19 protein-coding genes and 1 tRNA gene are annotated in these 18,101 nt (G+C 31.6%); 4 read left to right on the top strand and 16 right to left on the bottom strand.

Going from position 1 to position 18,101, the window contains the following annotated elements; genetic code table 11:
• Window positions 1–27 precede the first annotated feature (27 nt).
• The 3 genes from asnS (at window position 28) to OLM52_RS12195 (ending at window position 3,656) form a co-directional block, all read left to right on the top strand.
• Window positions 28–1,473: an asparagine--tRNA ligase gene (gene asnS / locus OLM52_RS12205; protein ID WP_264548782.1), complete on the top strand. Its 1,446-nt coding sequence runs from the start codon at window positions 28–30 to the stop codon at window positions 1,471–1,473.
• 94 nt (window positions 1,474–1,567) lie between these two features.
• Complete coding sequence (rpoN, locus tag OLM52_RS12200; protein ID WP_264548781.1) at window positions 1,568–3,037, top strand: RNA polymerase factor sigma-54; 1,470 nt, start codon at window positions 1,568–1,570, stop codon at window positions 3,035–3,037.
• A 7-nt stretch (window positions 3,038–3,044) separates the two neighbouring features.
• The gene (locus OLM52_RS12195) at window positions 3,045–3,656 is read left to right on the top strand and encodes a hypothetical protein (RefSeq protein WP_264548780.1); all 612 of its coding nucleotides are present in this window, start codon (window positions 3,045–3,047) and stop codon (window positions 3,654–3,656) included.
• Here the strand turns inward: OLM52_RS12195 and OLM52_RS12190 are convergent.
• The 9 genes from OLM52_RS12190 to OLM52_RS12150 all read right to left on the bottom strand — a co-directional run bounded on the left by OLM52_RS12190 (window position 3,651) and on the right by OLM52_RS12150 (window position 9,971).
• On the bottom strand, window positions 3,651–4,307 hold the full coding sequence (locus OLM52_RS12190; protein ID WP_264548779.1) for a porin family protein: 657 nt from the start codon (window positions 4,305–4,307) through the stop codon (window positions 3,651–3,653). The genes OLM52_RS12195 and OLM52_RS12190 overlap by 6 nt on opposite strands.
• A gap of 74 nt (window positions 4,308–4,381) precedes the next feature.
• Window positions 4,382–4,855, bottom strand: coding sequence for an ExbD/TolR family protein (locus OLM52_RS12185; protein WP_264548778.1), 474 nt, complete (start codon window positions 4,853–4,855; stop codon window positions 4,382–4,384).
• A 12-nt stretch (window positions 4,856–4,867) separates the two neighbouring features.
• On the bottom strand, window positions 4,868–5,485 hold the full coding sequence (locus tag OLM52_RS12180; protein WP_264548777.1) for an ExbD/TolR family protein: 618 nt from the start codon (window positions 5,483–5,485) through the stop codon (window positions 4,868–4,870).
• Between the two features lie 3 nt (window positions 5,486–5,488).
• Window positions 5,489–5,917 carry a hypothetical protein gene (locus OLM52_RS12175; RefSeq protein ID WP_264548776.1) on the bottom strand — a complete coding sequence of 143 codons (429 nt, stop codon included), beginning with the start codon at window positions 5,915–5,917 and terminating at the stop codon, window positions 5,489–5,491.
• A gap of 6 nt (window positions 5,918–5,923) precedes the next feature.
• A complete protein-coding gene (locus OLM52_RS12170; RefSeq protein ID WP_264548775.1) occupies window positions 5,924–6,739 on the bottom strand; it encodes a MotA/TolQ/ExbB proton channel family protein in 816 nt (271 codons plus the stop codon).
• A gap of 81 nt (window positions 6,740–6,820) precedes the next feature.
• Window positions 6,821–6,908 (bottom strand) — tRNA-Ser (locus OLM52_RS12165).
• 75 nt (window positions 6,909–6,983) lie between these two features.
• Window positions 6,984–8,015 (bottom strand): asparaginase, encoded by a 1,032-nt coding sequence (locus OLM52_RS12160; protein WP_264548774.1) that lies wholly within the window; start codon window positions 8,013–8,015, stop codon window positions 6,984–6,986.
• Window positions 8,002–9,141, bottom strand: a complete 1,140-nt coding sequence (locus tag OLM52_RS12155; protein WP_264548773.1) for a 1-acyl-sn-glycerol-3-phosphate acyltransferase — start codon at window positions 9,139–9,141, stop codon at window positions 8,002–8,004. Before OLM52_RS12155 ends, OLM52_RS12160 begins: the two co-directional genes overlap by 14 nt.
• 62 nt (window positions 9,142–9,203) lie before the next feature.
• Window positions 9,204–9,971 carry a TatD family hydrolase gene (locus OLM52_RS12150; protein WP_264548772.1) on the bottom strand — a complete coding sequence of 256 codons (768 nt, stop codon included), beginning with the start codon at window positions 9,969–9,971 and terminating at the stop codon, window positions 9,204–9,206.
• Window positions 9,972–10,073: 102 nt separating this feature from the next.
• Here OLM52_RS12150 and OLM52_RS12145 point away from each other — a divergent pair, with 102 nt between their 5' ends.
• On the top strand, window positions 10,074–10,511 hold the full coding sequence (locus OLM52_RS12145) for a retropepsin-like aspartic protease (protein WP_264548771.1): 438 nt from the start codon (window positions 10,074–10,076) through the stop codon (window positions 10,509–10,511).
• 86 nt (window positions 10,512–10,597) lie between these two features.
• Here OLM52_RS12145 and OLM52_RS12140 read toward each other — a convergent pair whose 3' ends face one another.
• The 7 genes from OLM52_RS12140 to OLM52_RS12110 form a co-directional block, all read right to left on the bottom strand.
• On the bottom strand, window positions 10,598–11,386 hold the full coding sequence (locus OLM52_RS12140) for a hypothetical protein (RefSeq protein WP_264548770.1): 789 nt from the start codon (window positions 11,384–11,386) through the stop codon (window positions 10,598–10,600).
• A gap of 16 nt (window positions 11,387–11,402) precedes the next feature.
• Window positions 11,403–11,669, bottom strand: a complete 267-nt coding sequence (locus tag OLM52_RS12135) for a hypothetical protein (RefSeq protein WP_264548769.1) — start codon at window positions 11,667–11,669, stop codon at window positions 11,403–11,405.
• A 72-nt stretch (window positions 11,670–11,741) separates the two neighbouring features.
• Window positions 11,742–12,638, bottom strand: a complete 897-nt coding sequence (locus OLM52_RS12130) for a hypothetical protein (RefSeq protein ID WP_264548768.1) — start codon at window positions 12,636–12,638, stop codon at window positions 11,742–11,744.
• Window positions 12,539–12,871, bottom strand: a complete 333-nt coding sequence (locus OLM52_RS12125) for a hypothetical protein (protein ID WP_264548767.1) — start codon at window positions 12,869–12,871, stop codon at window positions 12,539–12,541. The genes OLM52_RS12130 and OLM52_RS12125 overlap by 100 nt, the downstream gene beginning before the upstream one ends.
• 40 nt (window positions 12,872–12,911) lie before the next feature.
• A complete protein-coding gene (locus tag OLM52_RS12120) occupies window positions 12,912–13,454 on the bottom strand; it encodes a hypothetical protein (RefSeq protein WP_264548766.1) in 543 nt (180 codons plus the stop codon).
• 85 nt (window positions 13,455–13,539) lie between these two features.
• Entirely contained in the window at window positions 13,540–16,266 is a 2,727-nt protein-coding gene (locus OLM52_RS12115; RefSeq protein WP_264548765.1) for a fibronectin type III domain-containing protein, read from the bottom strand.
• A gap of 127 nt (window positions 16,267–16,393) precedes the next feature.
• On the bottom strand, window positions 16,394–18,100 hold the full coding sequence (locus tag OLM52_RS12110) for a helix-turn-helix domain-containing protein (RefSeq protein WP_264548764.1): 1,707 nt from the start codon (window positions 18,098–18,100) through the stop codon (window positions 16,394–16,396).
• Window position 18,101: the final 1 nt, after the last annotated feature.

The following is an 18,101-nucleotide window of genomic DNA, read 5'->3' as shown; positions in this document are numbered from 1 at the left end:
TATTTGTATTTTAATAATTAACCGAAAATGAAACATTCAAAAGTTATAGACCTTTTAAACAGCACGAAAATAGTACATGAAGTAACCGCTAAAGGTTGGGTTAGAACATTTAGAAACAATCAATTTATTGCGTTGAACGATGGTTCAACCATTCATAATATTCAATGTGTTGTTGATTTTGAAAACACACCTGATGAAACTTTAAAAAGAATTACAACTGGAGCAGCTATTTGCGTTACAGGAACATTGGCAGAAAGCCGAGGTGCTGGGCAAAAAGTAGAAATTCAAGTAACAAAATTAGAGATTTTAGGCGATAGCGATGCGGAAAAATTTCCTATGCAACCTAAAAAACATTCACTTGAATTTTTACGAGAAAATGCACACTTGCGCGTAAGAACAAATGCTTTTGGAGCAATTATGCGCGTGCGTTCAACTTTGGCGTTTGCGGTACATCAATATTTTCAAGAAAAAGGTTTTTTCTATGTAAACACTCCTATTATTACAGGTTCTGATGCAGAAGGTGCAGGAGAAATGTTTAAAGTAACTGCTTTACCATTTGACAACACACCAAGAACAGAGGAAGGAAAAGTTAATTACAAAGAAGATTTCTTCGGAAAAGAAACAAATCTTACCGTTTCTGGACAATTAGAAGGTGAAACTTTCGCTATGGCGTTAGGTCAAATTTATACTTTTGGACCAACATTCCGTGCAGAAAATTCTAATACGTCTCGTCACTTAGCAGAGTTTTGGATGATTGAACCAGAAGTTGCTTTCAATGATTTGGCTGACAATATGGATTTAGCTGAAGATTTCATCAAATACGTTATCAAATATACAGTTGAAAAATGTGCCGATGATTTAAAATTCTTAGAAGGCAGATTACTAGAAGAAGAAAAGTCAAAACCACAAGCTGATCGTAGCGAAATGGCTTTATTAGAAAAATTAAACTTCGTATTAGACAACAACTTCAAACGTGTTTCTTATACTGAAGCTATTGATATTTTAAGAGATTCAACACCAAACAAAAAGAAAAAATTTCAATACCTTATTAACGAATGGGGTGCAGATTTACAAAGTGAGCATGAACGCTTCTTAGTAGAAAAACACTTCAAATGTCCAGTAATTTTATTTGATTACCCTGCAAAAATTAAAGCATTTTACATGCGTTTAAACGACAATACCGAACCCGGAAAAGAAACCGTTAGAGCTATGGATATCTTATTCCCTGGAATTGGAGAAATTGTTGGAGGTTCGCAAAGAGAAGAGCGTTACGATGTATTAGTAGAAAAAATGAAAGCCTTAGGAATCGACGAAGAAGAACTTTGGTGGTATTTAGACACAAGAAGATTCGGTTCGGCAGTGCACTCAGGATTTGGATTAGGCTTTGAAAGATTAGTACTTTTTGTAACCGGCATGACTAATATTAGAGACGTAATACCATTCCCGAGAACACCACAAAACGCAGAATTCTAATAAAATAGGTTATAAGTTTAAAAGGTTAAGAGTTTATAAGGTTTGATTTCATCCTTTTTAAACTCTTAAACGATAAACTCTTAAACATAAAAAGATGTTAAAACACAGTTTACAATTCAAATTATCTCAAAAATTATCGCCTCAACAAATTCAGTTGATGAAGTTAATTCAATTGCCTACGCAAGCTTTTGAGCAACGTCTTCAGGAAGAATTAGTTGAAAACCCTGCTTTAGAAGAAAGCAGTAAGGAAGATAATTACGAAATGGATGATTACGAAGTAAACACCAACGACGACGATTATGATGATTTTGATAATGAACACATCGACGCGCAAGACATCAATATTGACGAGTATTTAAGCAATGATGAGACGCCAGACTACAAATATCAAACTAACAATTATAGCGACGATGATGATGACAAATCACTTCCGTTTGCTGCTCCTGTAAGCTTTCATCAAGATTTAATCAATCAGTTAAATACTTTTATTTTGACCGATGATGAACGTGATATTGCTGAATTTCTAGTAGGAAGTATCGATGATATGGGTTATATCAGAAGAACCACTCAAGATATTGTGGACGATATGGCATTTACCCAAGGTATTTATACTGACGAAACCACAGTAGAACGAATTTTGCATCTGGTACAAGAATTAGAACCCGTTGGAGTTGGCGCTCGTGATCTACAAGAATGTTTATTGTTACAATTAAAACACAAAACACCATCAGATTCAGTAGTTTTAGCTATTAATGTGATTGAACAACAGTTTGAAGCATTCAGCAAAAAACACTATGATAAATTGTTACAAAAATTTGATGTTTCGCAACAACAATTACGAAAAGCAATTGATGAAATTGAAAAACTGAATCCAAAACCAGGTGGTAGTTTTGATGGCAATCAAAAAATGGTAGAACACATTGTTCCCGATTTTACGATACGAATTGTTGATGGCGAATTAGAGTTACTATTAAACGGAAGAAATGCTCCAGAATTGCACGTTTCTAAAGACTATCAGGAAATGTTGCAAAGTTATAAAGACACTTCTGAAAAGTCAACATCTCAAAAAGACGCGGTGCAGTTTATCAAGCAAAAATTAGATTCAGCAAAATGGTTTATTGATGCGATTAAGCAGCGTCAGGAAACATTATATGTGACCATGAATGCAATTATGTTTTATCAGCAAGAATACTTTTTAGATGGTGAAGAAACTAAACTTCGTCCAATGATTTTAAAAGATATTGCCGATATGGTTGGTTTAGATATTTCAACCGTTTCACGTGTGGCAAATAGCAAATACGTTGACACACCTTATGGTACGAAATTAATCAAAGAGTTTTTTAGTGAATCGATGACAAATGACCAAGGTGAAGAAGTTTCTACAATTGAAATAAAAAATATTTTACAGCAAGTAATCGCTGAAGAAGACAAGAAAAAACCTTTACCAGACGATCAATTGGCAGAAATTTTAAAAGAAAAAGGGTATCCAATTGCTAGAAGAACAATTGCAAAATACCGAGAGCAATTAGACATTCCTGTGGCGCGTTTGAGAAAGAAAATCTAAGCAAAAAATGGATTTAAAAAAAATACTTCCCGTGTTTTCTTATATATTTCATCCCATATTTATTTCTATTTATGGTACGCTTTTTTATTTTTTAGTTACACGCAGTTATTTTTATGATTCGCAAATTTATGTAACACTCATTCAAGTGATTATTTTGACTTTGCTTTTGCCGTTATCTATCTACTTTTTATTTCGTTCACTAGGAGTAGTTACTTCATTTACAGAAGCCACTTTGAAAGAAAGACAAATGCCAATTGCGGTTCAGGCGATATTGTTATTGGTTTTATTAAAATTTAGTGTTTCAAAGGAAATCACAACCGAATTATTTTACTTTTTCTTGGGTGGATTATTTAGCTCTATTTTGGTGTTAACGGCTGTAATTATAAAATTTAAAGCAAGTTTACACATGATAGGAATTAGCGCCTTAACCGCTTTTATTTATGGACTAAGTTCTTATTATCAATTGCCTTTTGTAAACTTAATTTCTTTTTGTATTGTTAGTATAGGATTAGTGGCATCTTCAAGACTTTACATGAAAGCTCACACTTATCCAGAATTACTTGTTGGAATTGTTATTGGGTTGGCTCCGCAATTGTTTTTATACCGCTACTGGTTATAAAATATAGAATTTAAGTCCCACATTTAAAGCAGTAACATTATTTTCTAATGTGGTTTTGTTTTTGTCAAAAATTGGGTTTAAACCATAATAAATATAAGGATTCCAAGTGTTGAAACCAAAAGCAACATAAACACCATATTGCAATTCATTGGCAACTTCTTTGATTTTAAAATCGCCATTCCCAATTGCATCAGACTCGTAGATAAACTTTCCTCCTAATAAATAGCTCACTTTAAAACCAATGTGAATTCTCCAAAATTTATGACTTTCAGGCGAGGCATTTCTCCATCTAATTTCCAGAGGCACTTCTAAATAATGAATCGTCATTCTACTCCTTACAATAGTGACGGCACTTGAACTTGAAGCAGCAGAAAAATCAATATTTTGCTTTAAATCATTATAGGAATAACCTATTCCTGGAGCAATGGACCAATGTCTATTTTTAGAAATTGGAAAATCTCTAAAAACCCCAGCTGTAAGTCCAGCAGAAAAAGAATACTGACTAAAATTATCAGGTTTATTTTGTAAAAAATTATACGATACAGAGCAATAGATTTGGTCTTCTCTAAATAAAGAATCTACAACCTTTTCTGTAGATTGTGAAAAGGTAAAATTTAAACCGATAAAAAAGAATACTACTAAAAATCGCATTTTATAAATTTTATATAAAAATAATAAAAAAAGGCACGCCAAAGCGTACCTTTTATACTTTATCAGTAAATAAATTACTCAACAGGATTTCCTTGTGTAGTAGTATAATTTACTTTTAATTGGTCTATTTTACGAAGTTCTAATTTAATATCACTTACAAGACCCATTTTTACGTTTTTATCAATCTTCAATGATGCAGTTAAATATTTCTCATCTTCAGAATTTCTATTAGCTCTTTCTAAGATAACAAAGTTTTTAATATCCGCAGTTGAAGCCATTTTATCAGCTAATTGTATACGATCAGATTTACCTAAAGTAGTAACATATCTTTCATTAGGTTTTCCAGCGTATAAATACATTACATATTGTTTCTTGTGCAATTTTGCTGTTTGATTTGCTTTTGGTAAAGTGTTTTCAATTTTCAAATCACTATCTTTCATTGTAGTAGCCGTCATAAAGAAAAACAAAAGCATGAATACAATATCTGGCAGCGAAGCTGTTGAAATAGCAGGTGTACCACCTGATTTTTTCTTTTTAAATTTAGACATAGTTATACTTTTTTAATTCTTTTTAGGTTCTGCTTCAGATAGTCTCATTGGAATTAATTCTTGAATTTTTTCCACTTTAGGCTTCAAATCATCAACTAATCCTTCGGTTGCTTTAGAAGCAGGATCATTATAAATATAATCCATTTCACTAAAAGTCATACCGAAACGTTTCTTACACTCTCTATCTCTTAAATAATTATAAGCTCCTACTAATTCATTCTGAACAGCTATATAAGTACCATATGAAGTTTGTCCATCATTATTTAACGAAATAACTGCATCTTGTGGACTATCAGATAATTTAGGATCTTTTTTTCCTAAACAATAGCTACAACTACCATTACCGTTATTCTCAATGAAATCTATAGCAGTTTGACGCAAATCTTGAATATCAACCAGTTTTTCGTTTACTAACAATTGGTTGTCTTTATTTACTAAAACCGTTAATATATTTCTTTCATTAATATCTGGAACTACTGGATTAGGTTCATAACGAGGCAAGAGTCTATTAATTCCTTGATCAACTCCAATAGTGGTAGTAACCAAGAAGAAAATCAAAAGTAAGAAAGCAATATCTGCCATAGAACCTGCATTCACTTCTGGTGGTGCACCTCTTTCTTTTCTAGCCATAGTTTATTTTTTAATTTTTGAAAAACCTGTCCAACCTAATACCGCAATTGATGCAAAAGCAAGAATATAAAATGTATTAAGTCCTGTACTAATTATTTTAGAATAAGAAGATGAAATCATCCCTCCATCTTTTAATTTTACTTCAGTACCATCAGCTAATATGAAAGCTACTAAAATAACTGCAAGAAATAAACCAACAGTAATCATAGCCCTTTTCAACTGATCTTTGTGAGTAAGTAAATTTTTTATTACATAGTATAAAACAGCTGCAACAGCAATTGCCATAGCAATGTAAGATACTGCAATAAAAACACCTACTAAACTATTTGCTTGCAATTCTTCTTGGTCATAGGCGAAAGTAGCGAAATATACTACTAAGCCAATGATACCAATAATGAAGGCAGCAATTTTTATTAATTTATGTGTGTTCATTTTTAATTATTTTTTGTCATTAAAGTAATCAGATAACATATCTACTAAAGAAATAGATGCATCTTCCATATCATTAACAATAGAGTCAATTTTAGCAGTAATGTAGTTGTAGAAAACTTGAAGAATCATAGCTACAATTAAACCAAATACCGTTGTTAATAACGCCACTTTAATACCCCCTGCTACTAATGAAGGCTCCATAGAACCAGCAGATTCAATGTTGTCAAAAGCAACAATCATACCGATTACTGTACCTAAGAATCCTAACATCGGTGCTAAAGCAATAAATAAAGAAATCCATGATACGTTTTTCTCTAATTGACCCATTTGAACACCACCGTAAGCAACGATAGATTTTTCAGCAGAATCTAATCCGTGAGAAGAACGATCTAACCCTTGGAAGAAAATAGAAGCTACAGGTCCAGAAGTGTTTCTTGCTACTTCTTTAGCCGCATCTATTCCACCTGATTTTAAAGCAGCTTCAACTTCTTCTACTAATTTTTTAGAGTTTGTAGTAGATAAGTTTAAATAAATAATTCTTTCGATTGCAATTGCTAAACCTAAGATTAAACATAATAATACTGCTCCCATGTAAATTGGATCTCCCTCAATGAAACGTTTTTTCATAGATTGAGTAAATGTAACTTCTTCTGCTGCTGCTTCTTCTGTTGGTGCTACTGCTGCTTCATCAGTTGTTGCTGTTGCAGTTGAGTCAGCTACTTGTTCTGTTGCTGGAGCTGCTGCTGCTGTTGAATCTTGAGCTTGAACATTTCCAAAAGTCATAAGCCCCGTGATTGCTAAAATAGAAAATAATCTTTTCATCGCTTTTGTTCTTAAATTTTAATTAGTTAATGGGTAAAGATATAAAAATATTTATAAAAATTTAAAATTAATATTATTCTGCAGAGAGGAAGGGATTCGAACCCTCGATACCCTTGTGGAGTATACACACTTTCCAGGCGTGCGCCTTCGACCACTCGGCCACCTCTCTATCGTAATAACACTCGATTTTAAGGGCGCTAAATAACATAAAAAAATTGATGTATAAAAATTTAATGTGTTATTTTTATGTCATTTCTCCACGAATAGCAGTTTCAAAAATAGTTTTTAACACATTTGAGGAAACTTTTTGCCCTAGGAGATACATTAACTTAGTAATTGCCGCCTCCGTTGTTATGTCTTTTCCTGAAATTACGCCTATATTTTTTAACTGTGTACTGGTTTCATAATTTCCCATCGAAACACTTCCTCCACTACATTGTGTTACATTAATAACGTGAATATTCTTTTTTATTGCCTTGTCTAATGCTTCAACAAACCATTTTTCAGTAGGCGCATTTCCCGAACCATAGGTTTCTAAAACAATACCTTTTAAGTTAGGTATAGCAAAAATAGCGGTTAACACGTTTTCGTTGATGCCAGGAAATAATTTCAGTATTGCTACATTATCGTCAAATTCTGTATGAACTTTAAGTTTTTTTGTTGGCTTTGAAACCAATATTAGATCTTTATTTACTTTTAAATGCACACCAGATTCAGCTAATTCAGGAAAATTTGGAGAAGTAAACGCATTAAAATGCTCGGCACTTATTTTTGTAGTTCGATTTCCTCGATATAATTTATATTCAAAATACAAACAGACTTCTTGAATTACGGGCTTTTTATTGCTTTGTAATGACGCAACTTGAATAGCAGTAATCAAATTTTCTTTGGCATCTGTTCTTAAATCACCAATTGGCAATTGTGAACCCGTAAAAATTACTGGTTTAGCTAAATTTTCTAACATAAAACTCAATGCCGAAGCACTATACGACATGGTGTCTGAGCCATGAAGTACTACAAAACCATCAAATTTTAAATAATTTTCTTCAATTAGTTGTGCCATTTTTTGCCAATTGGAAATATTCATATTTGATGAATCAATTGGCGTTTCAAAAGAAATGGTTTCAATTAAACAATCTAAAAGATATAATTCAGGAATTCGATTGAGCAATTCTTTAAAATCAAATGCCTTTAAAGCACCGGTTTCAAAATCTTTGACCATACCGATGGTTCCACCCGTATAAATTAGCAATATTTTTGCTTTATGCGATGTCATTTGTGTATTTCAATTTATTCACAACTGGGTTTGCGTACATGGCTAAAAAACCTTCTCTCATCGTTTCATTTTCGGCATCAATTCGCATTTCTAATCTTCTTTCAAATAATTGACGCTCTTTTTCGTCGTATAAATGCTCGAATTTATTAGTTTTATATAAAATATCGTATGCGATATAATTCGTTGGCCACAATTTATAAGTTTGCAGAATAGAATCATCAATTACTTGAGCCAACGCTTGAATTTGTTTGTTATTATTATCCGTTTCTGCTTTAATTTTTTCGTATTCAGCTTCTAAAACATCGCCCACATGAATATGAATGCGTTTCTTTTGACCAATAATACCACTTAAAAGGGTTATAAAATCCTCGTTTTTCTCTTTAATATATACTTCATCTTTTGAAAGTGCTAATAATTGTGGCATTTTCAAGGCATCCGTTGGATCGTATTCGTATGAAATAGAAACAGGAACTATTTTTAATTTTTTGAAGAAATCCATAACTTTTGCTTCATCGCTGGCCATTCCAAGCATTTTCAAAACTCCTTGATGAGTTGAATCGTTACCATCTTTTGTTCTTCCTTCACGTTGTGCAATCCATACGGAACGATTTTCTTTAGACAATAAATGATACATGTATTCTGACATCAACTTTGAACTTTGTAATAATTCTCGTGGTGATAAACCTCTTTGAACTAAGAAATTTCGATTGAGTTTAGATAATTTCAACAAAAAATCTTTTTGAACCAAGTTATCTCCAATAGCCGAAGCTGTCATTATCAATTTATGGTCATACAAAGAAACATTCAATAAAGACGTATCTAAAATAATGTCTCGATGATTGGAAATAAACAAATAAGAAGTGTTAGGATCTAATTTTTCGAAACCAGAAGTTGAAAGTCCTTCCGAACTCCTCTCAAGTACGCGTTGTATGGACTGATACACAAAATTAATTTGAAAATCGCGAATAGAATGTGTTCTACTCAATTGCTCTTTCCAAACCTCGTCTTCCACTTCCGGAAAAGTAAAATCCATCATAGCCTTCATCATAGGATGATTTAACAAAGATTTTAAGGCTTCGTTAACTTCTGAATCATAATACGGTCGAATAGAATCGAATTTTGACATAGTTTTTTTGGAATCAATCCACAAAAGAACAAAAATTTTATGAATTGAGGTTTGATTTTAGGTTAAATTCCGAAAATTTGCTTTGAATTCTCTGTAGTGATTTTTGCAATTTCTTCTACTGATAACTTATAAATTTCAGCTAATTTTTGTGCTACTAATAAAGTATAACTGCTTTCGTTTCGCTTTCCTCTGTATGGAACAGGCGCTAAATAAGGCGAATCGGTTTCTAAAACAATGTGTTTCAAGTCGATTTCATTTAAAAATTGATCAATTTTCCCATTTTTGAACGTTACTACTCCTCCAATTCCAAGTTTCATTCCTAACGAAATCGCTCTTTGGGCTTGACCTAAATCACCTGTAAAACAATGAAAAATTCCGAATAAATCAGCTGCTTTTTCACTTTCTAAAACCTCAAAAACTTCATCAAAAGCATCTCGACAGTGAATATTGATTCCTAATTTATACTTTTTCGCTAATTGAATTTGATGTTTAAAAGCATGTTGCTGTTCATTTAAGAAAGTTTTGTCCCAAAATAAATCAATTCCGATTTCTCCCACGGCATAAAATTTTCTAGAAGCTAATTCTTTTTCCACATGCGCCAATTCTTCCAAGTAATTTTCTTTCACATACGTAGGATGCAAGCCCATCATTAAAAACACATTTTCGGGATATTTTTTTTCTAATTCGTACATTTTAGTCGTATAATTAGAATCTATTGAAGGTACGAAAAAACGAGAAACCCCTTCATTTATAGCGCGTTGCATCATTTCGTTACAATCTTGATCAAATTCTTCTGAATATAAATGCGTGTGTGTATCGGTAAGTATCATTTATTGATGGGTTACAAAGTGGCAAAGTTATAATAAAAGTATTAAGATTAAAGAATTAAGTATTAAGACTGAAATAATGTAACAATTTTCTATTTTTGATTCATGGAAGATTTGCAAGACTTTTTAAAAGGGAAAAAATATAAAAAGATAAAATTTACGGTGCTAAAAACCCAACATTTATTAATCAAAGGAAAGATAAATGATGTTATGGGCAACTTTATTTTAGACACAGGAGCAAGCAATAGTTGTGTTGGGTTTGAAAGCATTGAACACTTCAAATTAGATGCGCAATTTTCTGAAACCAAAGCTGCTGGAGCTGGTGCCACTGGACTAGAAACGCAATTGGCAAAAAACAACGAAATTCAATTAGGAAGATGGAAAAATAAAAAATTTCATTTGATTGTTTTTGATATGAGTCATGTGAACCAAGCCTTAGTCCAATACAAAACCAAGCCGGTAGATGGTATAATTGGTGCTGATATTTTGCTAAAAGGAAAAGCAATTATTGATTATAGTAATCATTGTTTGTATATGAAGTGAATTAACCACAAAAAAAATCTAAAACTCCAAAATGGATTGGAATTTTAGATTTTAAAGTTCAATTTTTTATGTAAAATTTACACTAGTTAATCATCATCTATAACTACGTTGAAGTCTATTTCTTTATATGTCAAGGAATCTTTGATGCTAATTCTAGCTAAATTAGAGGCATCACTTTTAGAAAAAAGAAAAGTTTTAATGCAATCATTTTTAATTCCTTCAGGATATTTATTATACTCTGTAAATAGCGAATCAATGTCTTCAATACTATTTTTTGAATCTTCACAATAAATCATCATATTAAAAAGATCATTATAATTTTCAAAGGTCTTTTTCAATGTATTTTCAAACCTTTTTTGATTTAATTTGTTTTCTTTTACAATTCTTGCAACTTCTTTTTTATACTCAAATAGGTTTTGACCTTTTTTATTTTTTAACGCTTCAATGTCGACAACAATAATTTTAATCTCATTTTTTGAATAGATAGTTTTATTTACTTTTTCTAAGATACTATCAATTTTTATTATTGTTTCTGCCTCTTCTGAAATACTAAAAAAGCGTGCTTTACCATTGAGTGATATTATTTTTTTAGATTTTTTACTTTTTATAAAAGTTATCCAAAATTCACTGTTTGCTTGAGTTAAAAAATATTCAGGTTTAATTTTATGATGTGTTTCATCAGTTGCATAAGCGTCAATAAGTTCACATCTGTTTGTGTTATTCGGGAAATTATCAATCCTTAACTTTATCGTCTGATTAACAACGTCGCTTGTGTCTATATCGGTTCTATCATATACAACTTTTACCTCTTGACTTTGTACGTTATAAGTAGATAATAAAATTAAAATGATTAACTTTATTAGAATACTCTTCATATCTAAATACAAATTTTTAAAAATGACCCGTTGCTATATAAAACATTAGCCAACCAATACATCCAATTGCTAACCTCCAAATTAATTTCTTCAATAAACCGCTAGACATTGATTTTCCTTGTTCAAGATATTCGTCGGTTTTTTCATTTGCTGTTCCAACTTTCTTTGATAACTTGGTTCCAGCAACAGCGCTTAATGATATGATGTAAAGAATTCCAACCCAAGCGGCATTGATAAATCCTAACACCATCATTATCATTCCTATAATCGATAAATTTTCCATTTTGTTTTTGTTTTAAAATTAATCCCAAACAACATAAACTATGAAGTTTGGGATTAGAATCTGTTTTAAAAATTATTGCTTTATACTCTTTAAAAAAGTTTGCATATAAGTATCTATAGATTGTGCTGTTTCTGTGCCTCTTCCAATTTCATTGCATATCATTAATACTATATCTGGGTTCGTTGGATGGTTAAGGATATAGATTCTGAATTGTCCTACATCTTTATAAGTTTTTCCATCTTGTCTTCCTGTATTGTACAAACCAGATTGAAATGTGTATCCTTTCATATTTCCGAATTCTACTTTTTCATATAAACTCATTAAATCTTTTGATTTCACATCTTTGTTTATAAAATAATCTACATTTTGTATTTGTTCATCTCGGAAAAGTACGCAGATATGATACCAAGGTAAATTATATTTTTCGAAATCATATTCATGGATTTTTTTTACTTTATCATTATTTGAATGATAGGTAACTCTATGAATAAAATCTTTAGCTAATTCATCAACCGTCAAACCTGGATGTGCAGATTTTTCGAATGCATAAATTTTATAAGTTTCTTGATTTTTGTGTATTTGGTAGCCTACTTCTGTATCACTCCTGTCTGTGCTTCCTGTCTGGCTGGTATTGATATCTTCTTTTATATTCGTTTTATCTACAGTTAGATCAAGATAAGGAAGGTATAAGTTTTTTGGTTCCCAAATAGGCACATTAAAGAAAATTGGTTCTAATAATTGAACTTTTGGTCCATATTCTTTATATCCGATTTCTTCTCTAACCCAAAATCCAATTTCAACTTTTATCGTTTTTTGTTTTTCTACTCCATTTGCGCCGTTTAAAATCCATTCAAGTGTATTTCCTCTATTTATAAAATCTTTGCCTTCAAAAACACTGAATTTTTTGTTACAGGTGTATTTTTGATAAAATCTAACATGGCAGTATAGCCTTCTTTTTGAAGACTCCAACTATTTATATAGGTATTAGAATTATCTGAAAACTCTACATATAAATTTGTATAACCAGAATAAACGGTTACATTTTTGGCTTTTTTGAAACTAACTTGTAATGTTGCTAAGTCCTTTTTAGAAACCGTAGCACCAGACTTTACTTCTTTCCCATTAATAAGTACTGATAATTGAGCTTGAGAAAAAGTAAAAGAAAGTAATAAAACTAATAATAGTAAGCGATTGATTTTCATAGATTGTAATTGTATAATGAAATTAATTTGTATCAATTAATTAAGCTGTTGCTTGAGATTTTTTCAAGTATAATTTGTAGCTCATAAAAGCACATCCTGAGCATACTATAAGACCAATACAGGCAATTAAAGCAAGAGATTTAGGATTTGCTCCTGAGAATGTTCCCTCTTCCATGTATGGTGCAATAGCCCACAGAACTATTGACAATACAGCAACAAGAATACTTAATTTAGTAACAAATTCTTTTTTCATAAATGCTACTACAACCATTACAAAAGCAAGAACAGCTAATACTATACCTAATTTACCCGCATACACAACTTTCCATTTTGGAGGTGTACTTTCGATAATTTCTAAACTTTCTTTTATTTGTGGATCTTCAATTTTAGTAACGTCAATTCCGTCTTTTTTTAATTGATCTATTTGTTTTTGTTCGTTTTCTACTAAACGATACACTTCTTCCAGCTTTTCAGAATCGCCGTCTGTTCCCATTCTGTTTTCAATGTTTTTAAATAAAACTCCTGCACAAAAACCTCCTACTAAAAAGGATAAAATCATAAAAATTAAAGCTAATACTCTCATAAATTTGTTTGTTAAATAATTGGTTAATAAAATAAGTTTGATTTTTTTAAGAAACGCTTTCAATTAATAAATGAAACGTTTCGTTTTATTGTTTAATGATTTTTGCTGTTTTCACTTCATTATTAGAAGTTACTTTTACAAAATAAGTCCCAGCAGATACATCTGTAAAATCTATTGAAGTTTCATTGTTGTTTACAGATTTTGATAAAACTTCTTGACCTAATAAATTGTATATAGAAACAGTAGTAATTTCTTTATCAAATGAAAGGTTTAAAATATCTTTTACAGGATTTGGATAAAGCTTCAAATTTTTCATTGAGAATGATTCCGTAGTAAGCGTTTGGGTTGTAAACGAACCTCCCGAAACCCAATTGGTTTGTGTTTGTCCACAATTTGATTTTACCCAAAAATAATAGATAGTATTTGGCGATAAATTATTTAAAACCGCAAAGGTATCTGTTGTCGTTCCTGTGATTGCATTAGCAGAAAATGGATCGTTGATAGTACTATAACAATAAATATAACCATTACTTGGTGTAGGTGTAGCTTCTACCCATGCAATGTTATTAGTTGTCGACGTTAAACCATCGTAAAATAATTGTGTTGGTTCGTTACATCCAGATGCTGGATATGTGGTAAACGAACCTCCCGAAACCCAATTGGTTTGTGTTTGTCCACAATTTGATTTTACCCAAAAATAATAGGTAGTGTTTGGCGATAAATTATTTAAAACCGCAAAGGTATCTGTCGTCGTTCCTGTGATTGCATTAGCAGAAAATGGATCGTTGATAGTACTATAACAATAAATATAACCATTACTTGGCGCAGGATTTGGAGCAGACCATGCAATGTTATTAGTTGTCGACGTTAAACCATCGTAAAATAATTGTGTTGGTTCGTTACATCCAGATGCTGGATATGTGGTAAACGAACCTCCCGAAACCCAATTGGTTTGTGTTTGTCCACAATTTGATTTTACCCAAAAATAATAGGTAGTGTTTGGCGATAAATTATTTAAAACCGCAAAGGTATCTGTCGTCGTTCCTGTGATTGCATTAGCAGAAAATGGATCATTGACAGTACTGTAACAATAAATATAACCATTACTTGGCGCAGGATTTGGAGCAGACCATGCAATGTTATTAGTTGTCGACATTAAACCATCGTAAAATAATTGTGTTGGTTCGTTACATCCAGATGCTGGATATGTGGTAAACGAACCTCCCGAAACCCAATTGGTTTGTGTTTGTCCACAATTTGATTTTACCCAAAAATAATAGATAGTATTTGGCGATAAATTATTTAAAACTGCAAAGGTATCTGTTGTCGTTCCTGTGATTGCATTAGCAGAAAATGGATCGTTGATAGTACTATAACAATAAATATAACCATTACTTGGCGCAGGATTTGGAGCAGACCATGCAATGTTATTAGTTGTCGACATTAAACCATCGTAAAATAATTGTGTTGGTTCGTTACATCCAGATGCAGGATATGTGGTAAACGAACCTCCCGAAACCCAATTGGTTTGTGTTTGTCCACAATTTGATTTTACCCAAAAATAATAGGTAGTATTTGGCGATAAATTATTTAAAACCGCAAAGGTATCTGTCGTCGTTCCTGTGATTGCATTAGCAGAAAATGGATCATTGACAGTACTATAACAATAAATATAACCATTACTTGGCGCAGGATTTGGTGCCGTCCATGCAATATTATTTGAAGTCGAAGTTAAACCATCATAAAATAGTTGCGTTGGAGCATTACAAACTGAAATTGTAGCACATGTAATAGATCTTACTCTGTTTGTGTTTTGAGTTCCACAACTAGAATTGGCATTCAAATGGTATCTAACTACTCCAGAGGTTGTACCAGATAACCAAGTTAAAGGAGTTAAACCACTGGCTAAAACCGCTGTTCCTGTTGCATTAGTTATCGTAACAAAATCCGTAGAAACTGAACTAGTAAAAGTATATTGTTTATTTGACAATACATTTACATTTGAATATTCTCCCGCATAAGCATCTGCAACGATTTGTTCTGTATTTCCTGTACAAGCAGGTGTAAAAGTTGCATCAGGATATAATCCATAAATTGCACCGTTACAAGTTAATGCAGGTGGTGTAGTAAAATTACCACCAGAAACCCACACACCAGTTGTAGCTCCACAGTTAGAGCGAATCCAGTAGTAATAGGTAGTACCTGCCGCAACGTTTAAATACATAGTGGTAGTTAAGTTAGTTGTACTAAATAATGTAGGAGTAGAATTTGCAGTAGGAGCGCTATTTGTTGTAACGATATAAATATCATAATTAGAAGAAGGTACTGGTGATGCAGCTGTCCAAGTCATTTTACAAGAATTGGATGTTATATTTGATACCGCCAAATTTGAAGGTGGTACGCAGTTTGATGCATCAGCACATCGAATATAGCGAGACCTTTCTACTTGTTGGTTACCACATGAAGCATTAGAATGAAGGTAATAACGGATAACGCCTGTAGTACTTCCAGAATCCCATATTACGGGTTGTGTTCCGCTTGCATAAACAACACTTCCAGTTGCATTCGTAATTGTGATATAATCCGTTGTTACAGAGCTTGAGAAGGAATATTGTTTGTTTGCAATTACATTCACATTGCTGTATTCGCCTGCATAACTTTGACTGGTTAATGTCTCATAGTTTCCACTACAGTTTGGTGTATAAGTATTAGCTGGAAATAATCCATACGTTGCTGAAGTACATTGAGCAACAGCATTAGGGATGAAGTACAAAAATGCCAATAGGCAGAGTAAAGTAATTCTTTTTTTCATATTTTCGGTCTTGATTTTATTTTACACCAAAACTATGAGATAAGAAGAACTAGACCAATATATATATTGGACTATTTATAAATAATCAGAAGATTAAAAGATACTTATTTATTTGAATACCAAATACTTAATCTGTATTTTCTAATTTTTCAATGTAATAATTAGGAGAAAGTCCCGTTTGCTTTTTAAAAACGCGAACAAGCGTATTGGCATCTTTGTAACCCACTTCTTCTGCAATAGCTTGCAAGGTATATTTACGAAAATAGGGAGCATCTTTCAGTTTTTGAAGTACGTAATGAATTCGCAATTCTTGCGTATATTCTGAAAAGGTTTTTTGAGTTACCTGATTGAAGTATTGTGACAAATAAGCGGTATTTGTATTCAATTTTTTTGCCACAAAAGCCAACTTGAAGTTAGGATCTAAAAAGGTCTCTTTTTGTTCTAACTTTTTTAAACCACTTGCTATTTTTTCGATAAGCTCTTCATCGAGTGTTTGTTTTGGTTGTGGTTCGGTTTTATCAATTTGTAGAATACTAATTTCTGAAATTTTAGATTCTTTTAGATCTTGAATAATTTTTAAAAACCGATAATGCTTTTCTTTTTGATTTTTGTAATAATAATAAAAACTATAAATCACAACTGCAAAAAGAATCAAAATACCAAAAAGCGATATTTTAAAATAATTCTTAGATGTAATAACTTTATTAGATTCCTCTTTTATTTTATTTAAATCATAATTGTGAAGAAAATTTAAAGATTTACTTTTTATTCCTTCTATTGATTGAATTAATTCTAAACTTTTTTGGGCGTAGCGATACGCATTTTTAGTGTCATTTTTTTCATTATAACATTGTGTCATAATGTTATAGGTCATTAATAAATTTTCTTTGGAAACCTTAGTTATTTGATAACTTTCAACATATTTTTTACAATAAAAAAGTGCCGAATCAACTTGTTTTAAATGATGAAAACAATCGGCCATTCCTAAATCAAATAACTGCTCAGTTCTTATGTTATCATTAATCGTAGGAAAGTTTTTTCTTTTTCTATATAAAGACAATGATTTATCGTAATTTCCTGCTAAAGCAGCACTTTTTGCTTCTCTCATACTCAATAATGCTTTTGTATACTCAGGCTGAAAATTATCTTGTAGCATCATTCTTGCAGCAACATTAAAGTAGTGATTTGCAGAATCTAACAATACTTTTTTCTTAGACTGAATATAATATTTTTGATAAGCTTCACCTATGATATTGTATTTATCAGCAAATAATTTTTTGTTCATTACTTTTTTTTCTCCAACTCCTAATTTTAGGTGAGGAGTGGTTTTTAATTCTTTCTTTAACAAAGCAATTCCATTCACATAATCGCCCATAGCTACTTTTATTGAGCCATATTGTTCGTTAAAATGATTATTTGGTACACTCGTTTTATATTTATCAAGATAAAACAATGCTAAGTCATACTCTCCTAAATTTTTATGGATATAGAAAAGTTTATTGACACACATTCCAATCAAATCTTGGTATACTTTGCTTGATTTATCAATCTCACTTTTTTCAATACTCTCTATAAGTATGATAAGAAGCTTCTTTGAATAAGTAAATTCTGACTTGTTGTAAAAATAATTAGCTACGTAATATTTGCCATAAAAACGAAACAACTCATTTTTAGAATTACTAATTTCCAAAGCTTCGGCATAAGCTTTTTCGGGATTTGAAATAAGATATTCCTGAATACTTCGAGTTCTATTAATTTCAGATTCACTCAATTCTTGAGCAAATGCCAAGTTAATAAATAATAGTATTATGATAGAAAAAATAAATTTATGCATC

It is taken from the genome of Flavobacterium sp. N2820 (assembly GCF_025947285.1).
GTDB lineage: Bacteria > Bacteroidota > Bacteroidia > Flavobacteriales > Flavobacteriaceae > Flavobacterium.
This window is presented reverse-complemented; position numbering and strand designations above follow the sequence as displayed.